Origin of the sequence: Streptosporangium sp. NBC_01469, assembly GCF_036227305.1 — a bacterium.
Lineage (GTDB): Bacteria > Actinomycetota > Actinomycetes > Streptosporangiales > Streptosporangiaceae > Streptosporangium.
Genome location: NZ_CP109465.1, coordinates 4,059,888 through 4,085,381, shown reverse-complemented (window position 1 = coordinate 4,085,381; position 25,494 = coordinate 4,059,888). Strand labels below are relative to the sequence as shown.

General features: G+C 69.4%; 23 protein-coding genes and 1 pseudogene. 11 read left to right on the top strand and 13 right to left on the bottom strand.

The window, feature by feature from the left end; all coding sequences use genetic code 11:
- Positions 1–56 precede the first annotated feature (56 nt).
- Positions 57–3,176, bottom strand: a complete 3,120-nt coding sequence (locus OG587_RS18370) for a BTAD domain-containing putative transcriptional regulator (RefSeq protein ID WP_329091869.1) — start codon at positions 3,174–3,176, stop codon at positions 57–59.
- A gap of 151 nt (positions 3,177–3,327) precedes the next feature.
- Here OG587_RS18370 and OG587_RS18365 point away from each other — a divergent pair, with 151 nt between their 5' ends.
- The 3 genes from OG587_RS18365 to OG587_RS18355 all read left to right on the top strand — a co-directional run bounded on the left by OG587_RS18365 (position 3,328) and on the right by OG587_RS18355 (position 5,562).
- Positions 3,328–3,921 (top strand): DUF4291 domain-containing protein, encoded by a 594-nt coding sequence (locus tag OG587_RS18365; protein WP_329091867.1) that lies wholly within the window; start codon positions 3,328–3,330, stop codon positions 3,919–3,921.
- Between the two features lie 211 nt (positions 3,922–4,132).
- On the top strand, positions 4,133–4,684 hold the full coding sequence (locus OG587_RS18360) for an RNA polymerase sigma factor (RefSeq protein WP_329091865.1): 552 nt from the start codon (positions 4,133–4,135) through the stop codon (positions 4,682–4,684).
- Positions 4,681–5,562 carry a hypothetical protein gene (locus tag OG587_RS18355; protein WP_329091863.1) on the top strand — a complete coding sequence of 294 codons (882 nt, stop codon included), beginning with the start codon at positions 4,681–4,683 and terminating at the stop codon, positions 5,560–5,562. The genes OG587_RS18360 and OG587_RS18355 overlap by 4 nt, the downstream gene beginning before the upstream one ends.
- Positions 5,563–5,862: 300 nt before the next feature.
- Here OG587_RS18355 and OG587_RS18350 read toward each other — a convergent pair whose 3' ends face one another.
- A complete protein-coding gene (locus OG587_RS18350) occupies positions 5,863–6,195 on the bottom strand; it encodes a cupin domain-containing protein (protein ID WP_329091862.1) in 333 nt (110 codons plus the stop codon).
- A gap of 70 nt (positions 6,196–6,265) precedes the next feature.
- Here OG587_RS18350 and OG587_RS18345 point away from each other — a divergent pair, with 70 nt between their 5' ends.
- Positions 6,266–7,231, top strand: a complete 966-nt coding sequence (locus OG587_RS18345; RefSeq protein ID WP_329091861.1) for a helix-turn-helix domain-containing protein — start codon at positions 6,266–6,268, stop codon at positions 7,229–7,231.
- Positions 7,232–7,525: 294 nt separating this feature from the next.
- Here OG587_RS18345 and OG587_RS18340 read toward each other — a convergent pair.
- From OG587_RS18340 to OG587_RS18330, 3 genes and pseudogenes are all read right to left on the bottom strand, one after another.
- Positions 7,526–7,706, bottom strand: a pseudogene (locus OG587_RS18340) (IS5/IS1182 family transposase); the annotation flags it as partial.
- A 72-nt stretch (positions 7,707–7,778) separates the two neighbouring features.
- Positions 7,779–8,852: a sensor histidine kinase gene (locus OG587_RS18335; protein WP_329091859.1), complete on the bottom strand. Its 1,074-nt coding sequence runs from the start codon at positions 8,850–8,852 to the stop codon at positions 7,779–7,781.
- Complete coding sequence (locus OG587_RS18330) at positions 8,845–9,519, bottom strand: response regulator transcription factor (RefSeq protein WP_329091857.1); 675 nt, start codon at positions 9,517–9,519, stop codon at positions 8,845–8,847. Before OG587_RS18330 ends, OG587_RS18335 begins: the two co-directional genes overlap by 8 nt.
- A 116-nt stretch (positions 9,520–9,635) precedes the next feature.
- On the opposite strand from OG587_RS18330, the gene OG587_RS18325 reads away from it, so the two are divergent.
- Together OG587_RS18325 and OG587_RS18320 are read left to right on the top strand one after the other, a co-directional pair.
- A complete protein-coding gene (locus OG587_RS18325) occupies positions 9,636–10,367 on the top strand; it encodes an ABC transporter ATP-binding protein (protein WP_443075585.1) in 732 nt (243 codons plus the stop codon).
- On the top strand, positions 10,367–12,781 hold the full coding sequence (locus OG587_RS18320) for an ABC transporter permease (RefSeq protein ID WP_329091855.1): 2,415 nt from the start codon (positions 10,367–10,369) through the stop codon (positions 12,779–12,781). Before OG587_RS18325 ends, OG587_RS18320 begins: the two co-directional genes overlap by 1 nt.
- An 11-nt stretch (positions 12,782–12,792) precedes the next feature.
- Here OG587_RS18320 and OG587_RS18315 read toward each other — a convergent pair whose 3' ends face one another.
- The 7 genes from OG587_RS18315 to OG587_RS18285 all read right to left on the bottom strand — a co-directional run bounded on the left by OG587_RS18315 (position 12,793) and on the right by OG587_RS18285 (position 17,652).
- A complete protein-coding gene (locus tag OG587_RS18315; protein WP_329091853.1) occupies positions 12,793–13,158 on the bottom strand; it encodes a hypothetical protein in 366 nt (121 codons plus the stop codon).
- On the bottom strand, positions 13,148–13,486 hold the full coding sequence (locus OG587_RS18310; protein WP_329091851.1) for a hypothetical protein: 339 nt from the start codon (positions 13,484–13,486) through the stop codon (positions 13,148–13,150). The genes OG587_RS18315 and OG587_RS18310 overlap by 11 nt, the downstream gene beginning before the upstream one ends.
- A gap of 203 nt (positions 13,487–13,689) precedes the next feature.
- Entirely contained in the window at positions 13,690–13,983 is a 294-nt protein-coding gene (locus OG587_RS18305; RefSeq protein ID WP_329091849.1) for a hypothetical protein, read from the bottom strand.
- Between the two features lie 130 nt (positions 13,984–14,113).
- Positions 14,114–14,617 carry an ATP-binding protein gene (locus OG587_RS18300; protein WP_329091848.1) on the bottom strand — a complete coding sequence of 168 codons (504 nt, stop codon included), beginning with the start codon at positions 14,615–14,617 and terminating at the stop codon, positions 14,114–14,116.
- Between the two features lie 241 nt (positions 14,618–14,858).
- The gene (locus OG587_RS18295; protein WP_329091847.1) at positions 14,859–15,467 is read right to left on the bottom strand and encodes an HAD family hydrolase; all 609 of its coding nucleotides are present in this window, start codon (positions 15,465–15,467) and stop codon (positions 14,859–14,861) included.
- Positions 15,468–15,484: 17 nt separating this feature from the next.
- The gene (locus tag OG587_RS18290) at positions 15,485–16,816 is read right to left on the bottom strand and encodes a helix-turn-helix transcriptional regulator (RefSeq protein ID WP_329091846.1); all 1,332 of its coding nucleotides are present in this window, start codon (positions 16,814–16,816) and stop codon (positions 15,485–15,487) included.
- Positions 16,817–17,007: 191 nt separating this feature from the next.
- Positions 17,008–17,652 (bottom strand): M15 family metallopeptidase, encoded by a 645-nt coding sequence (locus OG587_RS18285; RefSeq protein WP_329091844.1) that lies wholly within the window; start codon positions 17,650–17,652, stop codon positions 17,008–17,010.
- Positions 17,653–17,943: 291 nt separating this feature from the next.
- On the opposite strand from OG587_RS18285, the gene OG587_RS18280 reads away from it, so the two are divergent.
- Positions 17,944–18,852, top strand: coding sequence for a MerR family transcriptional regulator (locus tag OG587_RS18280; RefSeq protein ID WP_329091842.1), 909 nt, complete (start codon positions 17,944–17,946; stop codon positions 18,850–18,852).
- Between the two features lie 215 nt (positions 18,853–19,067).
- Here OG587_RS18280 and OG587_RS18275 read toward each other — a convergent pair whose 3' ends face one another.
- Complete coding sequence (locus OG587_RS18275; RefSeq protein WP_329091840.1) at positions 19,068–20,246, bottom strand: ROK family transcriptional regulator; 1,179 nt, start codon at positions 20,244–20,246, stop codon at positions 19,068–19,070.
- A gap of 208 nt (positions 20,247–20,454) precedes the next feature.
- Here OG587_RS18275 and OG587_RS18270 point away from each other — a divergent pair, with 208 nt between their 5' ends.
- The 4 genes from OG587_RS18270 to OG587_RS18255 all read left to right on the top strand — a co-directional run bounded on the left by OG587_RS18270 (position 20,455) and on the right by OG587_RS18255 (position 25,295).
- The gene (locus tag OG587_RS18270; protein ID WP_329091838.1) at positions 20,455–21,792 is read left to right on the top strand and encodes an extracellular solute-binding protein; all 1,338 of its coding nucleotides are present in this window, start codon (positions 20,455–20,457) and stop codon (positions 21,790–21,792) included.
- A gap of 2 nt (positions 21,793–21,794) precedes the next feature.
- Positions 21,795–22,808 (top strand): carbohydrate ABC transporter permease, encoded by a 1,014-nt coding sequence (locus OG587_RS18265; RefSeq protein ID WP_329091836.1) that lies wholly within the window; start codon positions 21,795–21,797, stop codon positions 22,806–22,808.
- Positions 22,805–23,713, top strand: coding sequence for a carbohydrate ABC transporter permease (locus OG587_RS18260; RefSeq protein WP_329091834.1), 909 nt, complete (start codon positions 22,805–22,807; stop codon positions 23,711–23,713). The genes OG587_RS18265 and OG587_RS18260 overlap by 4 nt, the downstream gene beginning before the upstream one ends.
- A 124-nt stretch (positions 23,714–23,837) precedes the next feature.
- Positions 23,838–25,295 (top strand): glycoside hydrolase family 3 protein, encoded by a 1,458-nt coding sequence (locus OG587_RS18255; protein WP_329091832.1) that lies wholly within the window; start codon positions 23,838–23,840, stop codon positions 25,293–25,295.
- The last annotated feature ends 199 nt before the right edge of the window (positions 25,296–25,494 follow it).

The window sequence follows — 25,494 nt, the reverse complement described above, 5'->3', positions numbered from 1 at the left end:
GCTGACAGCTCGCCGACCGTCGACTGACAGCCGAGCGCCCTCCACACCGAACACCGTCAGCCGTCGTCCGGATCGAGCGCCGCGAGCACCTCGTCGTGGCGCATCGCGGCCCCGCGGGCGTACGCCGACGCGAACACCTCCGCACCGACGAGGTCGCGGGCGCCCGCGGCGACTCCGGCGACGTCGCGGTCACCGGCCACGGCCGTCCCGCGCAGCGCCACCGCCATGCCGAGCAGCAGTGCCGCCCGTGTCCCCGTCCCCTCGAGCAGGGCGGCTCCCGCCCGGCCCTCGACGGCGTCGGCGAGGTCCACCGCCAACGGCGACCTGCGCGCGCGGGCCTGCGCCTGGCGATGGTGGAGCAGGGCCCCGGCGAGGTCACCCTCGGCCTCGGCCAGCCGTCCCAGCGCGGTGAGCGCGCGCGCCCGCGCCGACTCCGCGCCGAAGGCCCCGGTCTCCGCCTCTCGAAGCGCCAGGTCGATCCGGTGACGGGCCTCGGTGCGATCGCCTTCGAGCCGCGCGATCTCACCGAGCCCCAGATGCGTCGCGGCGGGCACGCCCGGCGCACCCGCCTTCCGGGCGAGTTCCCCGGCGCGCCGGTGGTCGGCGGCAGCGGCGGCGAGATCTCCCTCGCGTACCAGCGCCTCGGCCCGACGCCCCAGCACGTCCGCGGTCTCCTCAAGGGCGCCGAGCTCCTCCAGCAGCTCCAGCGCCTCCCGCCACAGGCCGCTGGCGCGTGCCCACTCTCCACGCCAGCTCGCGACCAGGGCCAGCCAGTCGAGCCCCTGGGCCGTCCCCCAGCGTTCCCCCAGGGACCTGAAGCGAGCCAGCACCTCCTCCAGCTCCCGCTCGCCCCCGGCAGGATCACCGTCGAGCACCTTCAGCAGGGCGCGGCTCAGCCCGACCAGGGCCAGGCTCCACGGATCGGAACCGAACAGCCGGTCGGTCTCGGGTCCGGCGGGCGGCGCCGGCTCCGGCGGCCCGGCGGACATGCCCCACAGTGCCGCGGCGAAGGGGTGGCGCAGCGGCCGGTCCCGCGACCACATGATCGCCTCGGCCCGTTCCCAGTGTTCCGGCAGCGCCCGGGGTACGGCGTGCGCCACGCACATGACGTACTCCTCCTCCAGCCCGGCGAGGGGACGACCGGTCACCGCGAGCAGCTCGGCCGCCGCCTCCCCCGCGTCGCCGCGCCGGCCGCCCAGCCACCAGTACGCCGCCAGCGCGGCGACCAGCCGTAGCCCCGTCTCCCTGTCGCCGCGCACGGCCCAGCGCAGCGCGGCCGTCAGGTTGGCGTGCTCGGAGGAGAGCCTGGCCAGCCACCTGAGCTGTTCGGCCCGGCGCAGGTGGGGATCGGCGCGCCGGGCCAGGTCGAGGAAGTGGCGGGCGTGGCCGCCGCGCAGGCGGTCCTCCTCCCCCGCCTCGGCCAGCCGTTCCGCGCAGAACAGCCTGATCGTGTCGAGCATCCGGTAGCGGTCGCCGTCCGTCTCGACCAGCGACCTGTCCACCAGGTCGGCCAGCAGCCCGGCGGCGTCCTCCACCTCGCAGACCGCCTCGGCGGCCTCCAGGGACGCGCTTCCCGCGAACACGGAGAACCGCCTGGCCAGCACCTGCTCGCCGGGCGAGAGCAGGTCCCAGCTCCACTCCACCACCGCGCGCAGGGTCCGGTGGCGGGCCGCCGCCGTGGGGTCGCCGCGCGACAGCAGCCGGAACCGGCCGTGCTCCGCCAGGCGCGTGGCGATCTCCTCGACGGTGAAGGAGCGCAGTCGCGCGGCCGCCAGCTCGATGGCCAGCGGCAGTCCGTCCAGCGCCGCGCAGATCCGGATGACCGTCTCCACGTTGGCCCACCGTACCTCGAATCCCGGCCGTACGGCCGCCGCCCGGTCGGCGAACAGCCGCACGGCCGGGCAGGCCAGGGCGACGGACGGCGGGGAGTCCGGCGGCGGGGTCTCCAGCGGTGCCAGCGGCACCAGCGTCTCGCCGGTGATGCCGAGGGGTTCGCGACCGGTGGCCAGGACGGCCAGTCCGGGGCACTCTCCCAGCAGCCTGCGGGCCAGCGTGGCGGCGGCGGCGTTCACGTGCTCGCAGTTGTCGAGGACCAGCAGCAGCTCCTGCCCGGCGAGTGCCGCCACCAGGTGCTCCACGAGGTCGGCGGGGCGCGGCGCGTGGAAGCCGGGCTCGCGCAGCCCGAGCGCGCCGAACACCGCCCGCGCCACCTGGTCACCGCCACCGGCCGGGGAGAGGTCGACGAAGCACACCTCGCGCCGCCCGCGTCCGGCCGCCTCGATCGCCAGCCGGGTCTTGCCGGTGCCGCCGGGCCCGGTGATCGTGATCAGCCGCGAGTCGCGCAGCGCGTCGATCCGCTCCAGCTCCCGCTCGCGTCCCACGAAACTGGTGAGCTGGGCCGCGGGCCTCCGCCGTGGCGGCGGCGCGGGTCGCTCGGCGCGCAGGACGGCCAGATGGATCGCGGCGAGCTCGGGCGAGGGATCGACACCGAGCTCCTCGGCGAGCAGCCGCCTGGCCTCCTCGAACACCGCCAGCGCCTCGGCCTGCCGCCCCGCCGCCCGCAGGGCGAGCATCAGCTGCCCTCTGAGCCGCTCCCGCAACGGATGCGCGGCCACCAGCCGCTGCAGCTCCGCCACCGAAACCGCCGAAACCGCTGAAGCCGCCGAACCGCCCTCGGGAAGAGCCGACTCCGCCTCGGCGAGGTCCTCCGTCGCCGACAGCCGGAGCTCCTCCAGCCGAGCCGCCCGCGCCCGCCCGAAGGGCAGGTCGGCCAGCGCGGGCCCGCGCCACAGGGCGAGCGCCTCCCGCAGCGGACCGGCGGCGACCGCGTGACGGCCAGCCGCCAGCAGCCGCCGCCCCTCGCGGGCCAGTCGTTCGAACCGGTGGGCGTCGACGTCGTCGGGATCGGCCACGAGCCGGTAGCCGGTCCCGTGGAACTCGATCACCTCGCCGGGCAGGCTCCGGCGGAGCCGGGAGACCTGGGCCTGCACCGCGTTGGCGGCACCGGCGGGGGGATCGTCGCCGTACTGGCCGTCGATCAGACGCTGGACGCCGACCGCCCGGCCCGCGTCGAGCAGCAGCATCACGAGCAGGGCACGCGGCCGGGGCCCGCCCACGGAGATCTCCTCACCGGTGGGGGACCGCACCTCCAGGGGACCGAGGACACCGAACCGCATGACCTCGATTGTCTCCCCCCGTACAGCGGGGCCGTAACGGGATGACCTCCCGATTCACCGACCGGACCGGAGCAAGGATATGGACGAATCCGAAGAAGGCCGTTGGTAAATCAATGGCTTTTCCCGGGCGACCGGACTCATCCTGTCCGCCATGGAAGAACCGAAGCACAGGATCCGGGCGGTCCACAGCGCGTCCACGATCACCGTCTACCAGGCCTACACTCCGGAGATCGGTCTCCCCGCCGCTCGTCACGGCCGTTTCCCCGCCGCCTGGAAGCGAGACCGGATGACGTGGATCAAACCATCGTTCCTGTGGATGATGTACCGCTGCGGCTGGGGCACCAAGGAGGGACAGGAGACCGTCCTGGCCATCGAGATCACCCGTGAGGGGTTCGAATGGGCCCTGCGCCACGCGTGCCTGTCGCACCACGAGCCTGGGCTTCACCCTGACCAGAACACCTGGAAGCGGCAGCTGCAACACGCGCCGGCCCGGGTGCAGTGGGATCCCGAACGCGATCTCCGCCTGCAGCGACTGCCCTACCGCTCACTGCAGCTCGGCCTCTCGGGTGAGAGCGCACGCCGGTACGCGGACGAGTGGACGGTCGCCATCACCGACGTCACTCCGCTCGTCCGCGAGATTCACGCACTCCTGCGTGAGGGCGAACCGGATACCGCTGCCCGGCTCCTGCCCGAGGAGCGCCCCTACCCCGCCGGAGACGACCTTCTGGCTCACCTGCGTCCGTAAGTGGTCATGAACGCCAGGCGCCGGCTCGCTTCGATCACGGCCGCGTAGTCCGGCGGCGGAAACAGGTCCGCGCCGAGTACGCCGCCCTCCGATCGCCGACTCGCTCCGATCGGCTCAGCCGTTCTGTGCCCGGCCTGAAATTCTGCCGTCGCCCGCGGACACGTAGGAGTTGAAAGCCTGCAGCGTTCGGAAGGTCTGACGAGGATGACGCGTGAGTGAACAAGACGACCGGTCCCGGTTCGAGGCGGTGTACCGGCGAACCCATGAGCAGATCCTCGGATACGCCGTGCGGCGGTGTTCCTCTCCCGAGGACGCCGCCGACGTCGTGGCCGAGACCTATGTGATCGCCTGGCGGCGGATAACCGAGCTCCCCGACGGTGAGGGCGGCAAGCTGTGGCTGTACGGCGTGGCCCGGCGGGTCCTGGCCAACCACCGCCGGAGCGAGCGGCGCAGACTCACCCGGCACACCGAACTCACCGCCGAGATCGAACACCTCTACACCGCTCCCTCCCACCACGGTGAGCAGCACGGCGTGGACGAGGCCATGGGCATGCTCTCCGACGGAGATCGTGAACTGCTGGCCCTGGCTCTCTGGGAGGAGCTCGATCCCGGCGAGATCGCCACGGTGCTGGACTGCTCCCGCAACGCCGCCCGTATCCGCCTGCACCGGGCACGCAGGCGCTTCGCCAAGGCCCTGGAGAAGACCCGCCCATCGGCCGCCCGTTTCGTGTCACGGCCACTCGTCGAGAAGGAGTCACGGTGAACAACGACCAGATCTTCAAGGACCGGGCGAGGGTGCTGGACGAGAGCCTGGCCGGCCGGGCGTCCACCACGGGGGCGGACGCGCTGCTGGCGGAGATCGTCTCGCTGGAGCGTGTTCCGGCCCGGCGGAGGCTCATGCGCTCTCCCGGCCGCGCCCTGCTCGGCCTGGCCGCGGCCGCCGTCCTGGCCGGAGCCATTGTCGTCGGGCCGTCCCTGTTCAAGGCGTCCGAGCAGGTGTACGCCAGTCAGGCCGTGACGATCGACCGGGTCGGCGACGAGTACGCCTTCTACTTCACCGAGGGCGATCCCGATCCCGTCGAGCTGCGGAAGGCCTTCCACAAGGTCGGCCTGGACAATCTCACGGTGACGCTGATCCCCGTCTCACCGCAACTGCCGCCGGGCTCCGTCTTCGGCTTCGAGAAGACCGACCCCGACGCAATAGCGAGGTTCACCGGGGGTGACTGCCTTCAACGGGTCGAAACCTGTCTGACGGCCTTCAGTATCACCGCGGACATCGAGGGACCCGCGGAGGTCAACCTGAGCCGCCCGGCGAACCCCGGCGAAAAGTACGCCTTCCCCGCCGACGCGAGCCTGCCAGGCGAGGCGCTGGCCGGGGTGAAGCTGCGGGGACGTTCGGTGGCCGAGGCGGCACGCGTCGTGCGCGAGCACGACCTGAAGGTGGCCTACGGCCTCGACTGGCCGCTGCGAGGTGCCGAGGGAGTTCGCTTCGAGGATGACGTTCCCGCCTCCCGCGTCGATCCCGGCTGGTCGGTGACGACGGCGCAGACCTACAACGACGGCGTGATCGTCCTACGCGCCGAACCGGGCCCGGACGCGACCCCGCCCCCCGGATTCTGCGTCGACCCGGTCTGCCCTTAACGCCCGTACGGACCTGACATCCCCCGGGCGGTCGGCTGGACCGGCGAACGGGAACCATCCGCGCGGCGGAGCCGAGCCGCCCACCGATCCGCGCGAGGCTAGGCAGAGGGCTCGGCGGCGCGTGGTCTTCCTGTTGATCACCCGCCGCCGACTCTCGCGGGGGCCGGCGGCGGACGAATCCGTGAGACGAGCCGGTACCGGCAGATTCCGGGCTTGAGAAACGTCCGTACAAACACGGGTTCCTGGCCCGTCATGGCTGTTCCTCCACCGCGAAACCGACTACTCGCGGGCACTCTCAGCTCAGTACGCCTGGCGCCGGGGGATGCTGATCCCGAGCATGCGCGCCCCGGTTTCCGTACGCGGGCGATGGGTGCTGCCCGGGGCGAACACCACGTAGCTGCCCGGCCCGAGCCGGTGACCCCTGTCGATGAACTCGCCGGACACGACGTAGTAGCGCTCCTCCCCGTCGTGCACGTCGATCTCCGGCCATTCACTGCCCGGTGCGAAGTCGTAGACCCAGCCACGAGCCGACTCGGTGGTGGGCAGCTGCCGCCGGAAGATGCCGGAGGCGACCTCAACAGGGTCGACCTCATCGACGTTCAGGATCTGTACGTCGTCGTGTTCTTCGTTCATGAGCCCATCGTGGCCGGGCACGGTCAGACCGCCCAGTGTCCAGAATGACATCCTCCGGTACTTTCCTGCCATGACCGTTCATCGCGTCGTCGCCCTGGCCCTCCCGCCGCAGTCAACCTTCGAACTCGCATGCGCCGCCGAGGTCTTCGGTGTGCGCCGTCCCGGCCTGCCCGTCCGCTACGAGTTCGAGGTCTGCGCCGAGCACCCGGGCAGGCTGCCCACCCTGGCCGGTTACGACATGGCGGTGACCACGGGCCTGGCAGCGCTCGACGCCGCGGACACGGTCGTGATCCCCGGCTGGCAGCGACCGGACACGCCCGCCTCGCCCGCCGTGGTGCGCGCGCTGCGGCTGGCTCATCGGCGCGGAGCCCGGATCGTCGCGATCTGCTCCGGCACCTTCCTGCTGGCCCAGGCCGGTCTGCTCGACCGCCGCCGGGCCACCACGCACTGGCGAATGGCCGCCGAGCTGGCGGCCCGCTTCCCCGACGTCCAGGTCGATCCCGACGCCCTGTACATCGACCACGGCGACGTCGCCACCAGCGCAGGCACAGCCGCCGGTATCGACCTGTGCCTGCATCTGGTCCGTGCGGACCAGGGGGCCGCCTATGCCGCGCAGGTCGCCCGGCACATGGTCATGCCGCCACACCGTGAAGGCGGGCAGCTTCAGTACGCCGCACCCCCTCCCGCCGACCACCTGCTCGGCTCCCTGGCCTCCGTACTCGACTGGATGACCGAACGACTCCACGAACCCCTTTCGGCCAATGACCTCGCCTCCCAGGCCGGCGTCTCCGCCCGCACCCTCGCCCGCCGCTTCGCCGAACAGCTCGGCGTCAGTCCCGGTCAGTGGCTGCTCGGCAAGCGGATCGCGGCCGCCCAGGCCCTGCTGGAGGAGACAGACCTGCCCGTCGAGACGATCGCCGTCAGGGTCGGCCTCTCCTCGGCCACCAACCTCCGTCGGCGCTTCCACCGCGCCCTGCGCACCACCCCCACCGCCTACCGACGCGCCTTCCACGGCGGTGAGCCCTCTTCTCCGTGACACGGACCCAAGGCCAGACGGAGACCGGCCCGTAGAGGGCGGCCGGGGAGCCGGTGGTCAGGGCCCAGTAGCGGTCGCAGTAGAACCAGTGCCACCACTCAGAGGATCCGAGAGCGACCTGCTGGCACGTGGCCTCATCAACGGCGGAACGCTGGATTCGTACAAGGCGCGCCTTCTCCTTCTCGCGTGCCTGCGCACCCGAGCGGACCTTACGGTGATCACGGACGCCTTCGAGGTCAGGCGCTGAGCCACCCGCGAGAGATCTGGAGCACTTTTCTGAACTAAGACAGTGACTCATTTGGCGAGTCGGCGGTAGCAAATGAGGGCCGCAGCGAGGGCAACGAAGGACGCGAAGTGGTCGGCCCGGCGCTCGTAGCGCCGGTGTAAACGGCGGCAGCCAGCCAGGAGAGGTGCGCTCCACCACCCAGCGGTGACGTCTCAGGCGCTGGCTGGACTCGATACTCATTTCTGGTATCGACAGGCGACGCTAATCGACGTAATATCCGGCGATTGGTTCAGGAAATCTATATTTTTCTGCAGTCGCAGCTTATCGCTTACACGCGGGTAGTTGAACGGCGATGCTGAGGCCCCCCGCGGGACGCGCGACGATAGTGAGTGTTCCGTCGTGCGCGTGGGTGATGCTCTTGACGATTGCCAGGCCGAGTCCGACGCCTGCGTGGTCGTTGCGTATTCTTCCCGTGCCGCGCTGAAACGGTTCTGTGAGTGCAGGGACCACCTCTGGGGACAGCTTCTCGCCGGTGTTCTCGACGGTGAGCGCCTCGGGGCCGATGCCGGTCTTGATCCACACGGTTCCCTGTACGGGCAGGTTGTGCACGATCGCGTTGTGCACCAGGTTCGTCGCCAGTTGCAGCAGGAGCGCCTGCGACCCCTCAACCGGGGTGATCTCACCTGAAGTCTCGATGGTGACACCGCGTTTCTTCGCGAGCGGGAGCAGTGTCTCGACGGCCTCTTCCACGACCAGGGACAGGTCGACGCGTTCCCGTGCGAAGGATCTCTGGTCGGCGCGGCTGAGCATGAGGAGCGCCTCGGTGAGGTCGATCGCCCGGGTGTTGACGGCGTGAAGGCGTTCGACGAGTTCGCCGATGTCACGGTCGGGATCGCGGCGGGCCACGTCGAGAAGCACCCGTGAGATCGCCAGCGGGGTGCGGAGTTCGTGTGAGGCGTTGGCCGCGAATCGCTGTTGCTCGGCGACGTGTGCTTCGAGCCGCACGAGCATGGCGTCGAAGGCGTCGGCGAGTTCGCGGAACTCGTCCGCGCGGCCAGGCAACCGGATCCGGTGGGAGAGCGATCCGTTCGCGGCCATGCGCGTGGCGTCGGTGATGCGGGTCAGGGGGGCGAGCATGCGTCCGGCGAGAATCCATCCTCCCAGCAGGCCGAACACCAGCAGGAACGCCATCACCGCGGCCGCCGCAGGGGCGAAGGCGCCCAGGAGGAGGATGCGGTTGGGCGCCACGTAGAGAAGGGCGGGCCAGCCGTCGGGTACGTACCGCAGGAGGAACACCCACACGGTGGCGAGCAGCAACGCGCCCGCGAGCATGAGGAATCCGGCGTAGCTGAGGGTGAGCTTGAGCCGGACGCTCATCCCGCGCGCCCTATCCACTCTCGCCTCCTGCGTCGATGCGGTAGCCGACGCCGGGCACGGTGGCGATGAGCCACGGTTCGCCGAGCCGTTTGCGCAGCGCCGAGACCGTGATGCGGACGGCGTTGGTGAAGGGGTCGGCGTTCTCGTCCCACGCCCGCTGCAGGAGTTCTTCCGCGCTGACGACACCGCCTTCGGCGGCGACGAGGACTTCGAGCACGGCGAACTGTTTGCGGGTGAGCGCGACGTAGCGGCCGTCGCGGTAGACCTCGCGGCGGAATGGGTCCAGGCGCAGGCCGGCGATCTCGCGTACGGGCGGCCTGTTGTGCGCGCGCCTGCGGTCGAGTGCCCGGAGGCGGAGCACGAGTTCCTGGAGATCGAAGGGCTTGGTGAGGTAGTCGTCGGCCCCGAGCCCGAACCCGGAGGCCTTGTCGTCGAGCCGGTCGGCGGCGGTGAGCATGAGGATGGGCATGCCGCTGCCGGAGGCGATGACGCGTTTGGCGATCTCGTCGCCCGAGGGGCCGGGGATGTCGCGGTCGAGGACGGCGATGTCGTAGGCGTTGACGCTCAGCAGCTCCGTCGCGGTGTCGCCGTCACCGGCGATGTCGGCGGCGATCGCCGCCAGGCGCAGCCCGTCGCGGATGGCCTCTGCCAGGTAGGGCTCGTCCTCGACGATCAACACACGCATGCACTCGATGCTAGGAGCCCGGGCGTATCGTCGGCGTATCGAAAATTCCATACGTGCTGACAACACCGCGCCGCCTTGACTGCGGGCATGGCCTACAGCGAAGCGAGGACCCAGCAGTGACCGGCTCACGGCATGACCCGGCCCCGCGGCTTCCCCGGACGGCCGCGAGCCCCGACGCCGTGGCCGCCCGCGCGCGGAACCTGACCAAGACCTACGGCCGGGGCGAAACCCAGGTCCATGCACTGCGCGGCATCGACCTCGACCTCCCGCGAGGCGGGTTCACCGCGATCATGGGCCCGAGCGGATCGGGTAAATCCACGCTGATGCACTGCCTGGCCGGACTCGACCAGGCCAGCGGCGGCACCGTCACCGTGGCAGGCACCGACCTCGGGTTGCTCGACGACGACGCACTCACGATCTTCCGCCGCGAGCACGTCGGCTTCGTGTTCCAGTCGTTCAACCTGCTGCCGATGCTCACCGCGGGCGAGAACATCGTGCTCCCGCTCGAACTGGGCGGCCGCCGGATCGACGATGCGGCACGCGAGCGCGCGTACCTGCTCGCCGACATCCTCGGCGTGGCCGACAGGCTCGCTCACCGGCCCGCGGAGCTGTCCGGCGGCCAGCAGCAGCGGGTCGCGATCGCGCGCGCCCTGATCACGCAGCCGGACCTGCTGTTCGCCGACGAGCCCACCGGAAACCTGGACAGCACCACGTCGGCGGAGGTGCTGGACCACCTGCGCCGCTCGGCACGCGAACTCGGCCAGACCGTCGTGATGGTCACCCACGAGCGGGACGCGGCGGCGTACGCCGACCACGTGGTCACCATGCAGGACGGGCGGATCGTCTGATGCGTACCGTCTTCCTCGCGTCGCTGCGCACGTACATCCGCAGGTACGTCGCGGCGGCGGTCGCGGTCACCGTCGCCGTCGCCTTCGTCGTCGTGGTCGGCATGCTCACCTCCGGCGCGCAAAGCGGGCTCATGGACGGCCTGGGGGCGCCGTACCGCAATGCCGAGCACGTGGTCTCCCCCGAGGGGTGGCCGTCGTCCGAGCTGGACCCGGAGGCCGTGATCGCCTTCACCGAGCGGCACGGCGAGAACGCGTCCGCGATCGGCCGGGCGACGCTTCCGGCGCGCGCCGGGAGCCGGCAGCTCTCGGACACGACGACAGTAGGGCCGATCGCCACCTCGCAGGTGTGGCGCTGGCAGGAGCTCAGCTCGGGCCGTTTCCCTTCACGTACGGGCGAGGCCGCGGTGGACGTGTATGTCGCCTTGGCCGAGGACATCGCGGTCGGCGACCGGATCAGGATCGGGGTGGGAGCCGCCGCGGCCGACGTCCAGGTGGTCGGTCTCGTGGAGTCGCCCTCTCCCCCGGCCCAGGCCTCGATGTACGTCACCTGGCCCCAGTTGCTGCTGTGGCGCGACCACCTCCATCTGGGCTCGGTGGCGGTGCGCGGCGAGGTGGGCCCGCTCCCTGAAGGCGCGAAGGCGCTGTCGCCGGAGGCGTTCACCGCTGAGCGGCTGACCCACGTGCAGAACAGGGTCGACAGCCTGTCGGTGATGTTGCTGTTGTTCGCCGGCATCGCGCTCTTCGTCTCGATCCTCGTCATCGCGAACACCTTCTCCATCCTGTTCGCGCAACGACTCCGCGACTTCGCGCTACTGCGCTGCATCGGCGCGACCCGGCGGCAGGTGGTGCGTTCTGTACGCCGCGAGGCGGCCGTCGTCGGCGTGCTCGCGTCGCTGACCGGGACACTGGTCGGCGTCGGTCTCGGCTACGCGCTGATCGCCCTGATCAGCGCCCTCGCGCCGGCCGTCCCGATGGGTGCCGCCGAGCTGCCCACGCTCTGGCTGCTGGGGGGGTTCACCATCGGCCTGGTGGTCACCATGGTCGCGTCCTGGTTGCCGACCCGGCGCGTGGTCCGGGTGAGCCCGCTGGCGGCGCTGCGCCCGGATGGCGCGGTCGACGCGCACACGGCCACCGGCCTGGTGCGGCTGGCGCTCGCCGCGCTCCTCCTGGTCGCCGGGCCGGCCCTGCTCGGGGTGGCGATGGTCCGGGGCAGTACGGCGCTCATGGTGGCGGGCGGAGGATCGGTGTTCACCGGCGTACTCCTCTTCGGGCCGGTGCTCGTTCCCCGCCTGGTCCGGATCACCGGCGCGCTGCTCGGCCCCGCCGGGCGGCTGGCGACCAAGAACGCCGTGCGCAATCCGCGGCGGACCGCCACCACCACCGCTTCCCTGCTGGTCGGCGTCACCCTGACGACCGCCGTACTCACCGGGATGACCACCTGGCGTACGTCCTTGAATGAGCAGATCGGCAGAGACCACCCCATAGACATCACGCTCACCTCGCCCAAGGGCCCGCTCACCACCGACCTCCTCACCCGGATACGTCGCACTCCCGGTGTGGAGCGGGCGATTCCCGTGTATGGCGCCGTGGCCCAGGTGGCCGGGCTCCACGACCCGATCCCGGTCGTCACCGCACCCTCCGCCGGGCAAGTGGCCCGCGACGGCGGAGTGTTCGCACGGGTCGAGCCAGGGAAGATCAGAATCGATTCCGACGCCTTCGGTAAGGGCCTGATTCTGCGGCCGGGTGACCGGGTCACGGTGCGCGTCGGCGACCGGCGAGCCCAGCTGCAGGTGGCCGTCGGCACCGGCTGGGGCCCGGCGGGCGTGGTCGCGCCCGAGACGCTGGCGACGCTCACCGACGCCCCCGAGCCGCGTGCCGTCTGGATCCGCGCCTCCACCGGCGCCGACCCGGCTCGGCTCGGCGCCGACCTGGACGAGCTGGCCGATCCCGTCGGCGCGACGATCGAGAACGGGTTGCGGACCTGGGAGTCGCTGGACCAGCAGCTGCAGATCTACACCTGGTCAGCGCTCGGCCTGCTCGGCATCGCCATCGTGATCGCCCTGATCGGAATCGCGAACACTCTCGGGCTCTCCGTACTCGAACGGGCCCGCGAACACGCGATGCTGCGCGCGCTCGGGCTCACCCGCGGGCAGCTCCGGCGGATGCTGGCGGCCGAGGCCGTCCTGCTGTCGCTGGTGGCCACCGTGCTCGGCACCGTGCTCGGCGTCGGTTTCGCCTGGGTCGCCTGCGAGACGATCGTGAAACGGGCCCTCCGCGACGCCACCATGCACATCCCTTGGCTGTCGCTCGGCGTCGTCGTCCTCATCGCCGCCCTGGCCGGACTCCTCGCCGCCGTTCTCCCCGCACGCCGGGCCGCCCGGGTGAGTCCGGTCGCAGGACTGTCACTCGACTGAGGGTCTGCGGATCATGGGACGGTGCGCATCGCCTTGCGCAGGGCGAGCCGGAGCGAGGCGATGGTCTCGTCAGATTCCTGTTGTTGTTCGGTGAGGCGTGTAGCTTGGGCACGTGCCTCGGCGAGGTCTCGGGTCAGGGCCTGGGTGCGGCCTTCCAGGTCCTGCACTCTCTGAACGCGTTCGGGTTGGGCCGCGTTGTCGATTTCCGCGCCCAGAGCAAGCTGGAGGCGGCGTTTCAAGGCATCGCGCTCTCGTTTCAGTTCTTGGATTTCTTCGCGGGCCATCGCAAGGTCGGTGTACAGGCTGGCGGGGGTGGCTCGCTCGGGTCGGGGGACCGCGGCTGCTTGCACACCGTGCTGGGCCTGCTCACTCATCACCTGCCGGATTGTGTCTCTGATGGCGAGGGTGTTGTATCCGGCCCGCGTGACGCAACTCCTCGAACGGCGCGAGCAGGGCGGCGAACTTGCGTCGGCCCAGGGCCAGGGGCTCCCCGCCGTGCCACACAATGTCCAGTTCGTCACCAGAGCCGGTCAGATCCGCAGCCGAGGCGGCAACGGCCTGAGCCACCTCAGGTGACATCTCATTGCTGAGTCGCCGGAATGGCAGGTAGCAGTACATACAATCGAGGTTGCATAGCGTGGTCGGCTGGAGTACCAGGGTCTTGGCCCGGCCGAACCATCGATTGAAATCCAAAGATCCTTCCATCTCGTGGCGCTCCTTCCCTAAGGGGTGTGGTTCGCGTGGGCATCAGGGGGTGATGGCGTCCCGCTACTCACGTTCGGCGAGCAGGACTAATCCGAGATCCGCAGGTATACGGGGACGAAGGAAATCAGATTTCGCGTTGTGGCCGACGGTTTCCAGCAGGCGTGGCGGCGTGGGTCCCTCCAGATCCCACGCCGCCACGCCGTCTAACGGGCACTTCCGGACAGGAGCCCCGTCCAGACGGCCCGAGCTTCACCGATCGGATACATGAAGGTGTCATGGACCTCGGGAGTGCGATCGAGCTGGACGGTTCGCCGGATGAACGCCTGCCCGCCGCCCTCGTACAGCTCGTAGGCCGTGGCGCGGCACAGGCAGGTCCACAGCACCGGGCGAGCCCGCTCAAGCACCGAATCCGCGTATAACTGCCGCCACTCCAGCCGTACATGATCCCGCTGAACCATGGCCACGTGCGGACTCAGGCACTCGTCAAGCAGGATCACAAAATGCCTCCGCCGTCAGTGGTCGAAAGTAGCCCGTTGATCTCGTTGCCGATCTCCACGACGCGGATGCCCAGGTCGAAGGAGTCAGTCTTAGCCATGCTGTCGATGGTCATCGAGAACTCCTCCCAGCTCACTTGCCAGTTGATCGATCGAGAGACTGTGATGCAGCGGACGACGTACGCGTGGGGCACGGAGCCGCGAAGAACGCCATCACGACTTTTCCGGCTTCCGCTTTCTCCACCGACCAAGCGGTCGAAAGGAAAGCGATGAGGAACATCCCGCGACCGTCCTCGGGTATGTCATCCAGGTCGTTCGAGGGGTTGGACGGAGCGGCTGGAACGGCATCGATGTCGGTGCCGCGATCGACGACCGCCACGGCAGCGCCCTTCTCGTAGATGTCAAGGATGAACGAGACCGGGCCACCGGCGTGCTTGAGCGCATTGCTTACGAGTTCATCGGCCACCAGGATCGCGTCGTCGGTCCGCTCGGTGCCGAACCGGCCGTTCAACGCTGTGCGCACCTCGACACGGACTACTTTCTGGGGAGCGTCGTGACCGGTGAGATCAATGTCACGGTGGTCGACCAGCTTTCCGAGATCCTGGCGACAGATCAGATCGACGGTTGTCAGGGGCATCCTCGCCTCCTGGTACTCAAACCGCCCATCGGCGTGAGCCGAGGCAGGCGCGAGCGGAGCGTGCGACGCGCGTTCATAGCCGCCTTCCGTGGACAGGAGGTAATTCCCGCCTTGAAGGTAAACCGGTCGCGTGCCTCACTTCCGGAACGTGGTTACGGGGTAGGAGCCAGATTCCGGGTGACCCTGGTCAGTCAGACGATGAGCCAGTTCACGCAGGGGTCGTCGACCTACATCCCCGCTGTCAGCCGAGGCGAAGAAGTTCTTCGAGCCGGGCGATGCCTGAGTCGACGTCGGAAAACAAAACGCCGACCATGCCGAGCCGTTCGGCCGGTGGCAGGTTGTGGGCGGTGTCGTCGACGAAGACACACGCCGATGGCGGAACGCCAAGCTTGTCGGCGGTGAGCTGGTAGATCTGCTCACCCGGTTTGCGGAGCCTGACCTGGTCAGAAATCACAACCGCGTCGAACCGGCCCTCCAGATCGTAACCGGCGTATGGGTCATAGACGCCGGTGCCCCAGGAGTTCGACAGCACCGCGGTGGCGATTCCCGCGTTCCGGGCACGGGCGACCAGATCCAAAACCGGCTGGCAGGGTCGCAGGTCAGCGAGGGCGCGGCCGAGGAGTCCGTCGGCGTCGACTCCGAGAAGGCGCGCCAGAATGGTCTCGTACTCATGCTGAGACAGTTGCCCGTCCTCGACCGCGGCCAGTGCGGCGCGACCTTCCTCGGTTTCGCGCAGCACATGCTCGACCGCACCCGCGCCGAGCCCTTCACGAATACCGAACGCGCGCAGTGCCCCGTAGAAGTCCGTGGTGATCACTCCGCCGAAGTCCAGAATCAGCCCGCGATACATCTACGTCATTCCTCCGGTTACGAGATCGCCTTCAATTCGATGAGTTTCTCACCGAACCGCCGGACTGTCGGAGTCCGTACGGGCCGTACGACGGTGTAGAGCTTCGCCACCCGACGCAGGCTATCGGCGTGCCGGGTATCCACGATGATCTTCAGCGCGTCGATGGCATGCTCGGCACCGTCATCGACCTTGTGATCACGCACGTAGGCTTCGGCGAGATCGATATGGGCGGTGCAACGGTGTTTACGCAACGCCGGATCCAGGCTGTCGAGTGCGGCCAGCAACTCGGTCTGGGCTTCGGAGTAGCGACCCAGGCGCATCAGTCCGCCGCCCCGATAGGCGGTCAACTTGTCGGAGTCGAAAACTCCGATCCCCAGCCACGGATCGGCCCGATCGGCGTGTACCAGGTGGGAAGCCGCATCGTCCAGGAACCGTTCACACTCCCGATCCTCACCGGACGCGGCATGCATCTCCGAGGCCACAGCCGACAACCAGCCATGAGTGACGGGGTGGATTCCTCGCCCTGCCAAGTCCAAAGCGCCCTGGGCGAAGCCGACGCCGGCTCTCCGGTTGCCACTGTAGGAGGAGTGAAAGGCGCGGCAACCAAGCGCGAACGCCAGCAGCTCTGGATCCTCAACCTGCTGACCCGCGCGGGCCGCGATCGCCAGGTACTGCCTGGACGAATCGAAATCCCCCAAATCCAACATCAGCATCGTGCCGATCAAGGCACCCATCTGCCCGATCATCGACACCACCCGGTCACGGTGCGCACCAGCGTCCGGCGCGAGCTCGATGAGCACGTTCAGCGTGCCGTGGACCGGTCCGATCAGTGAGAACGCCGATGAGGACCGATAAGCGCGGCGGTAACCGAGCGTTGCCTGTTCCAGCCCCTCCAAGGTCTCTGAATCCAGCCGAATCCGATTGGATCGAACCGATTCAAGCCGATCGCCGAGGTCATGAGCCGATTGGTCGCGGAGCAGGTCCAGCATGGACATGACAGAAGCCGCAGCCTGCCCGAAGAACCATCGACGTTTCACCTCGTCCCACATCTCCCAGTCATGTGGATTGATGAGCAGATGCAGTAATTTCAAAGTCTGTTCCTGCCCGGCTTGCTCCTGCGCACGCCCGGTACGAGCATCCAGGGCGATCAGATGCCGCAGGGGAACTCCGAGCAGCTCAGAGATCGTTTGAGCAAGACTGAGACTATCCAGACGAATTACACCCGTCTCGACTTTCGACACCCAGCTCTCGCTTCGGCTGATCAGATCGGCGAACTCCAGCTGTGACAGACCCCTGCGGCGGCGGGCCTCAGCCACCCGGCGCCCAACCAAGGTGTCGACCTTGTCCATGGTGCACCCACCGTCTCAAATCCGGTATCGCACTCGCCCCCGCCAGGAAGCACCAAAACCAACGCATCGCCCGCGGCATGACCACGGTCAGGAAGCTGATCGACAGAATCATCCGCTGCGATGCCCACCTGCTCCACAATCACACTCGACACCCACGCGCGTCCCGCGATCTGCCGGTTCAATAGGCGAGGTCAGACGGAGACCGGCCCATAGAGGGCGGTCGGGGAGCCGGTGGTGAGGGCCCAGTAGCGGTCGCCGTAGGACCAGTGCCACCACTCGGTGGGGTAGTTGACCAGTCCGGCCGCCTCCAGGGCGACAGCGAGGAGCTTGCGGTGGTGGCGGGCCTCGGGCGACAGGCCGGGGGCGTCGGTGTAGCAGGCGCCGCCGCTCTGCTCGGGGGTGGCGTTGAGCCGGGTGCCCATGTCGAGCTCGGTCCCGTCCTCGGCGGACAGGGTCAGGTCGACCGCCGCTCCGGCGGTGTGCGGGGCGATCTCGACGGGTGACACGTAGCGGCTCGCCGCGGCTCGCAGCTCGGCGGGCGACATCTCCGGATACAGCGCCCGGAGCTCCGCCGAGTAGCCGTCGAAGATCTTCTTCTGCGTCGCCGGTGGCCGGTACCCCTCCACGACCAGCAGCCGGTATCCCCCGGGAAGCTGCGCCTGCGCCTCCTCCAGCCGGGTCAGCAGTCCGAGCCTGAGGTGGGCGAAGGCCCCCTCGGGGTCGGCGAGCCGCCCGTCCGTCCGCAGCCGCCCCCGCACGTCGACCAGCTGCTCTCCTGACTCCTCGACGGGGATCGAGGCGACTCGGGGGTCGGAGATCAGAACGATGTCACGCATGGCGGCAATTCTTCCCCAAGCGCCACGGTGCGCGGGCCCCGCTCACGAGGGAACGGGAGTACCGGACCCCGTTCACAAGGAAACACCCGCTCCCGGTACGCCGGTCCGGCACCGGCCTCGTCGCACGAGACATCAGTCTGCGTTTCGCCGCCAAACCTCCACCCAGCCCAACGAACCGGCCGAGTCAGTGGACGACATAAAAGCGGAAATAACGCCCAAACGCCCGCTCTATGGCGAGAATTTGGGTGCATCGCTTGAGGTTCCAGTGGGTGGAAGGTGCAGATTCGAGCCATGAGCGACGCGACGGATCTCTACACGATCGGGCAGCTGGCCCGGCGCACCGGGCTGCAGGCGCGCGCGATCCGCTTCTGGTCCGATAGTGGCGTCGTCCCCCCCGCCCGCAGGTCGGGCGGGGGATACCGGCTTTATGACGCGGAGGCGGTCGCACGGCTGGACCTGGTCAGGACCCTTCGCGATCTCGGGCTCAGTCTTGATGCCATCCAGCAGATCCTGGAAAAGCGGGCCCCGCTGAGGGAACTGGCGGAGACACACGTCAAAGCGCTCGACGCGGAGATCCGCACCTTGAAGATACGGCGTGCCGTCCTGCGTGTTCTCGCCAAACGTGACAGCACCACCGAGGAGATCACCTTGATGCATGCACTGGCCCGACTGTCGGCGCGGGAACGCCAGCAGATCATCGACGAGTTCGTCAACGGGGCATTCGCCGACGTCGTCGACGAGGACGCCACCCTCGTCGCGGAATGGATGCGCGACATCCCCTCCGAGCTTCCAGAAGAGCCGACGTCCGAGCAGGTGAACGCCTGGATGGAGCTGGCCGAACTGGTCGGCGACGAGAGCTTCCAGCGGACGGTCCGGCAGATGGTCCTGAGCGGAAGGCAGGACAATCGCCTTGAGTTCGGACTCAACCTCCGGCCCCTGGTCCTCGAGCACGCGGCCGACGCCCTCAGGAAGGGAATCCCACCGGAGTCGCCTGGCGCAAAAGTGATTCTGGACCGGATCATCCCCGTGGAGCTTCCCGCCGAGGAAACCGTCTCCCTGGCGGACTGGCTGGAACTGGTCGCCGAGCCCCGGGTGGAGCGGTACTGGCAGCTTCTGAACCTCCTCCGGGGCCTGCCGCCGGCCCCGGAGGCGGTGCCGGCCTTCCAATGGCTGCTCGCCGCGCTGCGCGCCCACCGTTGATCCCGTCCCGATCGCGGACGCGTCCCGTGAGAAGGCCGTGAAAGCCGTGTGCGGGCTGGCCCTCGCCTCGTAGGACCCTGTCGGGCCGGGCTCCGCCCAAGCGGCACACCGGTTCCCACAACCGAGGCCATGCTCCCCAACATGACCTGGGGAAAGTCCACAGGTGACCGACGTCCCCGACCGCCGAACGCGATCTCGGAGGTTGAAGAACAAGATCAGACCGTGTCCGAGAACACCTGCTCACGGGCCTGGTTCAGCGCCGACACCAGGGCGCCGCGCAGTATGGGGTTCCCCTTCACCCGCGAGACCACCACCCTGGGCTGGCTCGGGCAGAACCGGGCCACCGCGTCCTGCACCCTGGCGGCGAGCGCGTCTCCCCCGGCCCTGCCGACGTCGCCGCTGAGCACGATCAGTCCGGGGTCCAGGACCACCGCGACAGCGGCGACGCCGACGGCCAGCCGCCCGGCCAGCTCGTCCAGGAACGCCTCGGCGCCCTCCGCGACGGCCGTACGGACGAGGTCTCCCACGGAACCGGCGTCGGCCCCCGAGGCGGAGCCGATGCCGTGGGCGTTCGCCAGCCCGGTCACAGCGTCGCCGCCGACCAGACGCTGGAACGAGCCCGACTGGGGCTCGCTCACGTCGGTGGGGAGCGGTTCGCCGGGCACGGGGAGCCAGCCGATCTCGCCCGCGCCGCCGGTGAAGCCGCGGTGCAGCCGTCCGCCCAGCATGACGCCGAGCCCCTGCCCGACCCCCGCCCAGACAAGCACGAAGTCGTCGACGCCCAGCGCCGCCCCGTACGCGCGCTCGGCCAGCGCGGCCAGGTTCACGTCGTTCTCTATCGTGACCGGGACGCCGAGGTCGCGGCGGAGCTCGGCGAGCACGCCGTTGTGCCAGGAGGGCAGGTCGAAGGAGAAGCGCACGTCGCCGGTGCCGGGGTCGACGACGCCCCGGGTGCCGATCACGAAGGCGCGCAGCCGGTCGACGCCGATGCCCGCCGACTCGCACGCCTGGCTGACCGCGCTCCGCACGAGCCGTACCGGGTCGTCGTGCCCGCTGGGATCGGCGGAGACCTCGGCGACGAGGGCGCCGGTGATGTCGGCGACCCCCGCGCTGATCCTGTCAGGCAGCACGTCAAGTCCGACCACGTACGCGCAGGAGGGCACCACCCCGTAGAGCGCGGCGTTGGGGCCGCGCCCGCCCGCCTGCTCGCCCACCACCGTGACGAGGTCGCGCTCCTCCAGCCTGGAGAGCAGCTGACCCGCGGTCACCTTGGAGAGCCCGGTATATTCTCCCAGCTCAGCCCGGGTGAGAGGGCCGCTGGACAGCAGGAGTTCCAGCGCCGCGCGGTCGTTGAGCTGGCGCAGCAGCCGGGGGGTCCCCGGGCGTGTGGGCAAGGTCGTCCTCCCCGTCACGATCCGCTAACGATCGTTTCTTTTAAGAAAGTTTCTTGTTAGTTTAACCCTAGTCAGCCCGCAGGCAAGCGAGTCGGAACCGCGGGTTGCGGTAGTTCCGAACGCTCCCAGTGAGTGCAGAGGGTCACGGGGACCCCGGCCATAACAGATGAGCGCAAACCCCGGCGAAAGCCTGAAAGGGAGAACTCCAGTGAAGTTCGCGAGAATCGCCACCACGACGGCCACCACGGCCGCCCTCGCCCTGGGTCTCGCCGCGTGTGGCAGCAGTGAGCCTGCCGCCCCGGCCGCCGGCTCCGACGCGACGGCACCCGCCGCGTCCGGCCCCAAATTCGCAGGTCAGACGCTGACCGTCTGGCGCCTCGGCGCTCCGGACGAGAAGCAGAACAAATTGATGGCCGACCTGAACGCCAAGTTCAAGGAGACCACCGGCGCCGACGTCAAGCTCCAGTGGGTGCCCTGGCCCGACGCGCAGGCCAAGTGGACCGCGGCGCTCGCCGGCGGCGAGGGCCCCGACGTCACCGAGTTCGGTAACGACCAGGTGGCCGCGTGGGTCGCGCAGGACGCGCTGACCGACATCACCGACATCGTCAAGGCCGCACCCGACTTCCAGCAGATCCCGCAGAACCTGTGGGGCTACGAGACGGTGGACGGCAAGATCTACGCCGCCCCGTGGGGTGGCGGCACCCGCGCCGTCCTCTACCGCAAGGACTGGTTCGAGGACCTGAAGATCGAGGTGCCCAAGACCTGGGAGGACCTCGTCGCGGCGGGCAAGAAGATCGTCGCCGAGAAGGGCAAGGACGTCGACGGCTTCGCCTTCAACGGCGGCTCCGACGCCAACATGTCGCTGTCGCCGTTCGTCTGGTCGGCCGGTGGCGACTTCGCCGCGTTCGAGGGCGGCAAGTGGGTCGGCAAGCTGACGGAGCCCGGCTTCAAGGAGGGCTTCCAGTACTACACCGACCTGGTGACCAAGCACGGCGTCTCGCGCAAGTCCGCCCTGACCCAGAACTCGGTGGACATCGCGACCCGCTTCGCCAACAGCAAGGTCGGCATGTACGTGACCGGCGGCTGGGACATCACCACCATCAAGGAGCAGAGCGGCGGCAAGGTCGACGAGGCGAAGATGTCCTTCTTCTCGCTCCCGGCCAAGGACGGCAGCGGCCCGGCCCCGGCCTTCCAGGGCGGCAACGACATCGCCATCTGGAAGGACAGCAAGAACGTCGAGCTGTCCGCCGAGTACGTCAAGCTCGCCGCCGGCAAGGAGTTCGGCACCCGCTACGCCAAGGAGGGTGGCCTGCTGCCGCTCTACCCCGAGGCTCTGAGCGAGTACGCGGCCGACCCGGTGCAGGCGCCGTTCGCCGAGACCTTCAAGGTCGCCAAGGGCTTCCCGAACGACACCAACTGGGCCGAGGCGAACGACACCAAGGCGGTCCTGCAGAGCGCGGCCCGCTCGGTCATCGAGGGTAAGAAGGACGTCGACACCGCGCTGACCGACGCCAACAAGGAACTCGAAGAGATCCTGAACCAGTAACCATGGCGAACACCTCAACCATCGCCCGGGACGGGGGCACCCCCTCCGTCCCGGCGCGGGGGCACCGAGGCGCCACGCCCCCGCGCAGGTCCAGCGGACTGCCCGCCTGGGTGGTCCCCTACGCGCTGCTCGTCCCCGGCCTGCTCGTCATCGCCGGCCTGCTGCTCTACCCGCTGTACCAGATGGTCGTCATGTCCTTCCAGAACGTGGGACTGCGGCAGATCCGGGGAGTGCCGGCCGAGTCCGTCGGCCTGGAGAACTACCAGAAGCTGGTCGAGTCCGAGCTGTTCTGGACGTCGCTCCGCAACACCGTCGTCTTCGCCGTCGTCACGGTGGCGTGCACCCTGATCCTCGGCACGCTGGTCGGCCTGCTCCTGCACAAGCTGGGCAAGAAGATGTCGACCTTCCTGATCGTCGGCATCATGGCCGCCTGGGCCACCCCGCAGATCGCCACCGCGATCATCTGGCGCTGGCTGTTCGACGCGGAGTCGGGCGTCATCAACTGGGCGCTCAACGCGCTGCCCGACTGGTTCTCCTCCCTGCTGTTCGGCCGTTCCGACTGGACCGGCGAGCCCTGGCTCAACGACGCGTTCACCATCTACATCGTGCTGATCATCGCGGTGGTCTGGGCGTCGTTCCCGTTCATCGCGGTCTCGATCCTGGCCGGGCTGAAGAGCATCTCCCAGGAGCTGTACGAGGCCGCCAGGGTGGACGGCGCCTCCGCGTGGCGGATCTTCTGGAGGATCACCTTCCCGCTGCTGAAGCCGGTCTTCGCGGTGCTGACGGTGCTCTCGGTGATCTGGGACTTCAAGGTCTTCACCCAGCTGTTCGTGCTGGCGGGCGGCACGTCCAACCGGGAGGCGTTCAACCTGTCGCTCTTCGCCTTCACCCAGGCCTTCAGCGCGCCGCCCAAGATGGGCATGGGCGCGGCCATCGCGGTGGTGCTGACGCTGATCCTGCTCGTCATCACCTTCTTCTACGTCCGCCAGATCGTGAAGACGGAGGACGTGCGATGACCACCTACGACACCCGGGCACCCCGGCGCGGGAAGCCCTCGTACGGGACGCAGGGCAACCTCAAGAGGCGCAAGAAGCTCGGCAAGGCCGGCCTGAACGCCATGGCCGTCGTGGTGTTCCTGTTCGCGGTGTTCCCCGTCTACTGGATGGTGACCACGGCCTTCAAGAGCAGCGAGCAGATCTTCACGACGGACTTCATCCCGTTCCCCACCGATTTCACGCTCGAACACGTGAAGCGGGTCTTCACCGAGGGCGTCGCGGGCCACTCCATCTGGCGCTACCTGCTCAACAGCGCCATCGTGGCCCTCGGCACCGTGCTCATCGGCGCGGTGTTCTCCCTGCTGGCGGCGACCGCGGTGGCCCGCTTCCGGTTCCGCTTCCGCACCTCGTTCCTGATCCTGCTGCTCATCGTGCAGATGGTCCCCGGCGAGGCGCTGCTCATCCCGCTGTTCATGATGGTCAGGCGGGCCGGGCTGTACGACCAGCTCCTCGGCCTCATCGTGGTGAACGTCGCCATGACGCTGCCGTTCGCCATCTGGATGCTGCGCACCTTCGTCGCGGCGGTGCCCAAGGAGCTGGAGGAGGCCGCCTGGATCGACGGCGCGAGCCGGTTCGCCACCTTCTGGAAGGTACTGTTCCCGCTGGTGGCCCCCGGCCTGGTGGCGACCAGCATCTTCTCGTTCATCACCGCGTGGAACGAGTTCGTGTTCGCGCTGACGCTCATCGGCGACCAGGGCAGCTACACCATGCCCGTGGCGCTGCGCTACTTCGTCAGCCAGCGGTCGGTGGACTGGGGCGGCATCATGGCCGCCTCCACCCTGATGACCATCCCGGTCATCATCTTCTTCCTGCTGGTGCAGCGGCGGATGGTCTCCGGACTGGTCGCGGGCGCCGTCAAGGGCTGACCCCATCGGTGCTGGTACGGCGCGCACCCACAAGGCGCGGGCCGTACCAGCCCTGCCTGTTTTCACATTGTTTACTCCCATGTCCGACACCCCCCTACATCTCAGGTAAGGAACACCTACCGCCATGTCTGAGTTCATCGCGGATCGCGGCGATCAGGGGCTGCGTCGTCTCGCGGCCGGTACGCTGCTCGCCGCGTTCCAGGGCACCGAGGCACCCGAGTGGGTGCTGCGGGAGCTGGAGAACGGTCTCGGCGGCGTCACGCTCTTCGGCTTCAACGTCGCCGACGCCGCACAGCTGTCCGCTCTCACCTCCCGCCTGCGCGCGTCCGCCGATCCGGTCATATCGCTGGACGAGGAGGGGGGTGACGTCACCCGGCTCGCCTACCACGTCGGCAGCCCGTACCCCGGCAACGCCGCCCTCGGCGCCGTGGACGACGTCGAGCTCACCCGGCGGGTCTACCGGTCCATCGGCGACGACCTGGCCCGCTGCGGCGTCAACCTGGACATGGCTCCGTCCGCGGACGTCAACACCGCCGCCGACAACCCGGTGATCGGCACCCGCTCGTTCGGGGCGGAGACCGCGCTCGTCGCCCGGCACACCGTCGCCGCGGTCCACGGTCTGCAGTCGGCGGGAGTGGCCGCCTGCGTCAAGCACTTCCCCGGCCACGGCGCGACCCGGCAGGACTCCCACCTGGAGGTCCCGCTCGTCGACGCCTCCGTGGAGTTGCTGCGCGAGCGCGAGCTGGTGCCCTTCCGCGCCGCGATCGAGGCCGGGACCAGGTCCATCATGACCGCGCACGTCCGCGTCCCCGCCGTCACCGGCGCGCTTCCCGCGACGCTCTCCCCCGCGGCCCTGACCGGCCTGCTCCGCGGCGAGATGGGCTACGAGGGCGTGATCATCACCGACGCCCTCGACATGAAGGCCGTCACCGCCGCCTACGGCCTCGCCGGAGGCTCGGTGCTCTCCCTCGCCGCCGGAGCCGACCTGCTCTGCCTCGGCCCGATCCCCACCGAGGACGACATCCGCCTCATCGTGGACGAGATCGTCGCGGCCGTCCACGACGGACGGCTCCCCGCGGCCCGCCTGGAGGCGGCGGCCGAGCGGGTCGCCGCCCTGCGCGCCTGGTTCGGCACGCCCCACACCGGTGAGGCCGAGCCGGACGTGATCGGCCTCACCGCCGCCCGCCGCGCGGTCAGCCTCACCGGCTCGGCCTCCCCCCTGGTCGACCCGCTGGTGGTCGAGGTGGACACCCCGCCGACCATCGCGGTCGGCGACGTGCCGTGGGGCTTCACGCCGCTGCTGCTGCCGCAGGCGGAGGTGCTGCGGGTCAAGCCGGAGGTGGCCGACGTGGCGGACATCCTGGAGCGCGCCTCGGGCCGCTCCCTGATCGTCGTCGTCAAGGACGCCCACCGCTACGAGGTCAGCCAGTCGGTGGTCTCCGCGCTGCTGGCCGCCCGCCCCGACGCCACGGTGGTCGAGATGGGCCTGCCGATCTGGCGCCCGGAGGGTGTCACCTACCTGGCCACCTACGGCGCCGCCCGCGCCAACGCCCAGGCCGCCGCCGAGCTCCTCGGCGTCTGACGGCACCGGCCCCCGTGGCCAGGCGCTTGCGGGCGCGGTGCGGGCGCTGGCTCCTCGGCGTCTGACGGCACCGCCCCCGCCGGCCCGTCCCACCGCCCGGCCGCTCCTGCCGCGGCCGGGCGGCACCCGGCGACACGATCGAGGACGTACCGGCGACGACACGGCCCGCCCCCGCGAGAACCGCGGGGGCGGGCCGTCG

Excerpts from the sequence above, each read along its gene's own strand:
- OG587_RS18330 (WP_329091857.1), bottom strand. The coding sequence starts at position 9,519 with ATGCGTGTGTTGATCGTCGAGGACGAGCCCTACCTGGCAGAGGCCATC.
- OG587_RS18290 (WP_329091846.1), bottom strand. The coding sequence starts at position 16,816 with ATGGACAAGGTCGACACCTTGGTTGGGCGCCGGGTGGCTGAGGCCCGC.
- OG587_RS18295 (WP_329091847.1), bottom strand. The coding sequence starts at position 15,467 with ATGTATCGCGGGCTGATTCTGGACTTCGGCGGAGTGATCACCACGGAC.
- OG587_RS18285 (WP_329091844.1), bottom strand. The coding sequence starts at position 17,652 with ATGCGTGACATCGTTCTGATCTCCGACCCCCGAGTCGCCTCGATCCCC.
- OG587_RS18255 (WP_329091832.1), top strand. The coding sequence starts at position 23,838 with ATGTCTGAGTTCATCGCGGATCGCGGCGATCAGGGGCTGCGTCGTCTC.
- OG587_RS18260 (WP_329091834.1), top strand. The coding sequence starts at position 22,805 with ATGACCACCTACGACACCCGGGCACCCCGGCGCGGGAAGCCCTCGTAC.
- OG587_RS18300 (WP_329091848.1), bottom strand. The coding sequence starts at position 14,617 with ATGCCCCTGACAACCGTCGATCTGATCTGTCGCCAGGATCTCGGAAAG.
- OG587_RS18265 (WP_329091836.1), top strand. The coding sequence starts at position 21,795 with ATGGCGAACACCTCAACCATCGCCCGGGACGGGGGCACCCCCTCCGTC.
- OG587_RS18365 (WP_329091867.1), top strand. The coding sequence starts at position 3,328 with ATGGAAGAACCGAAGCACAGGATCCGGGCGGTCCACAGCGCGTCCACG.
- OG587_RS18350 (WP_329091862.1), bottom strand. The coding sequence starts at position 6,195 with ATGAACGAAGAACACGACGACGTACAGATCCTGAACGTCGATGAGGTC.
- OG587_RS18345 (WP_329091861.1), top strand. The coding sequence starts at position 6,266 with ATGACCGTTCATCGCGTCGTCGCCCTGGCCCTCCCGCCGCAGTCAACC.
- OG587_RS18280 (WP_329091842.1), top strand. The coding sequence starts at position 17,944 with ATGAGCGACGCGACGGATCTCTACACGATCGGGCAGCTGGCCCGGCGC.
- OG587_RS18310 (WP_329091851.1), bottom strand. The coding sequence starts at position 13,486 with ATGGAAGGATCTTTGGATTTCAATCGATGGTTCGGCCGGGCCAAGACC.
- OG587_RS18320 (WP_329091855.1), top strand. The coding sequence starts at position 10,367 with ATGCGTACCGTCTTCCTCGCGTCGCTGCGCACGTACATCCGCAGGTAC.
- OG587_RS18370 (WP_329091869.1), bottom strand. The coding sequence starts at position 3,176 with ATGCGGTTCGGTGTCCTCGGTCCCCTGGAGGTGCGGTCCCCCACCGGT.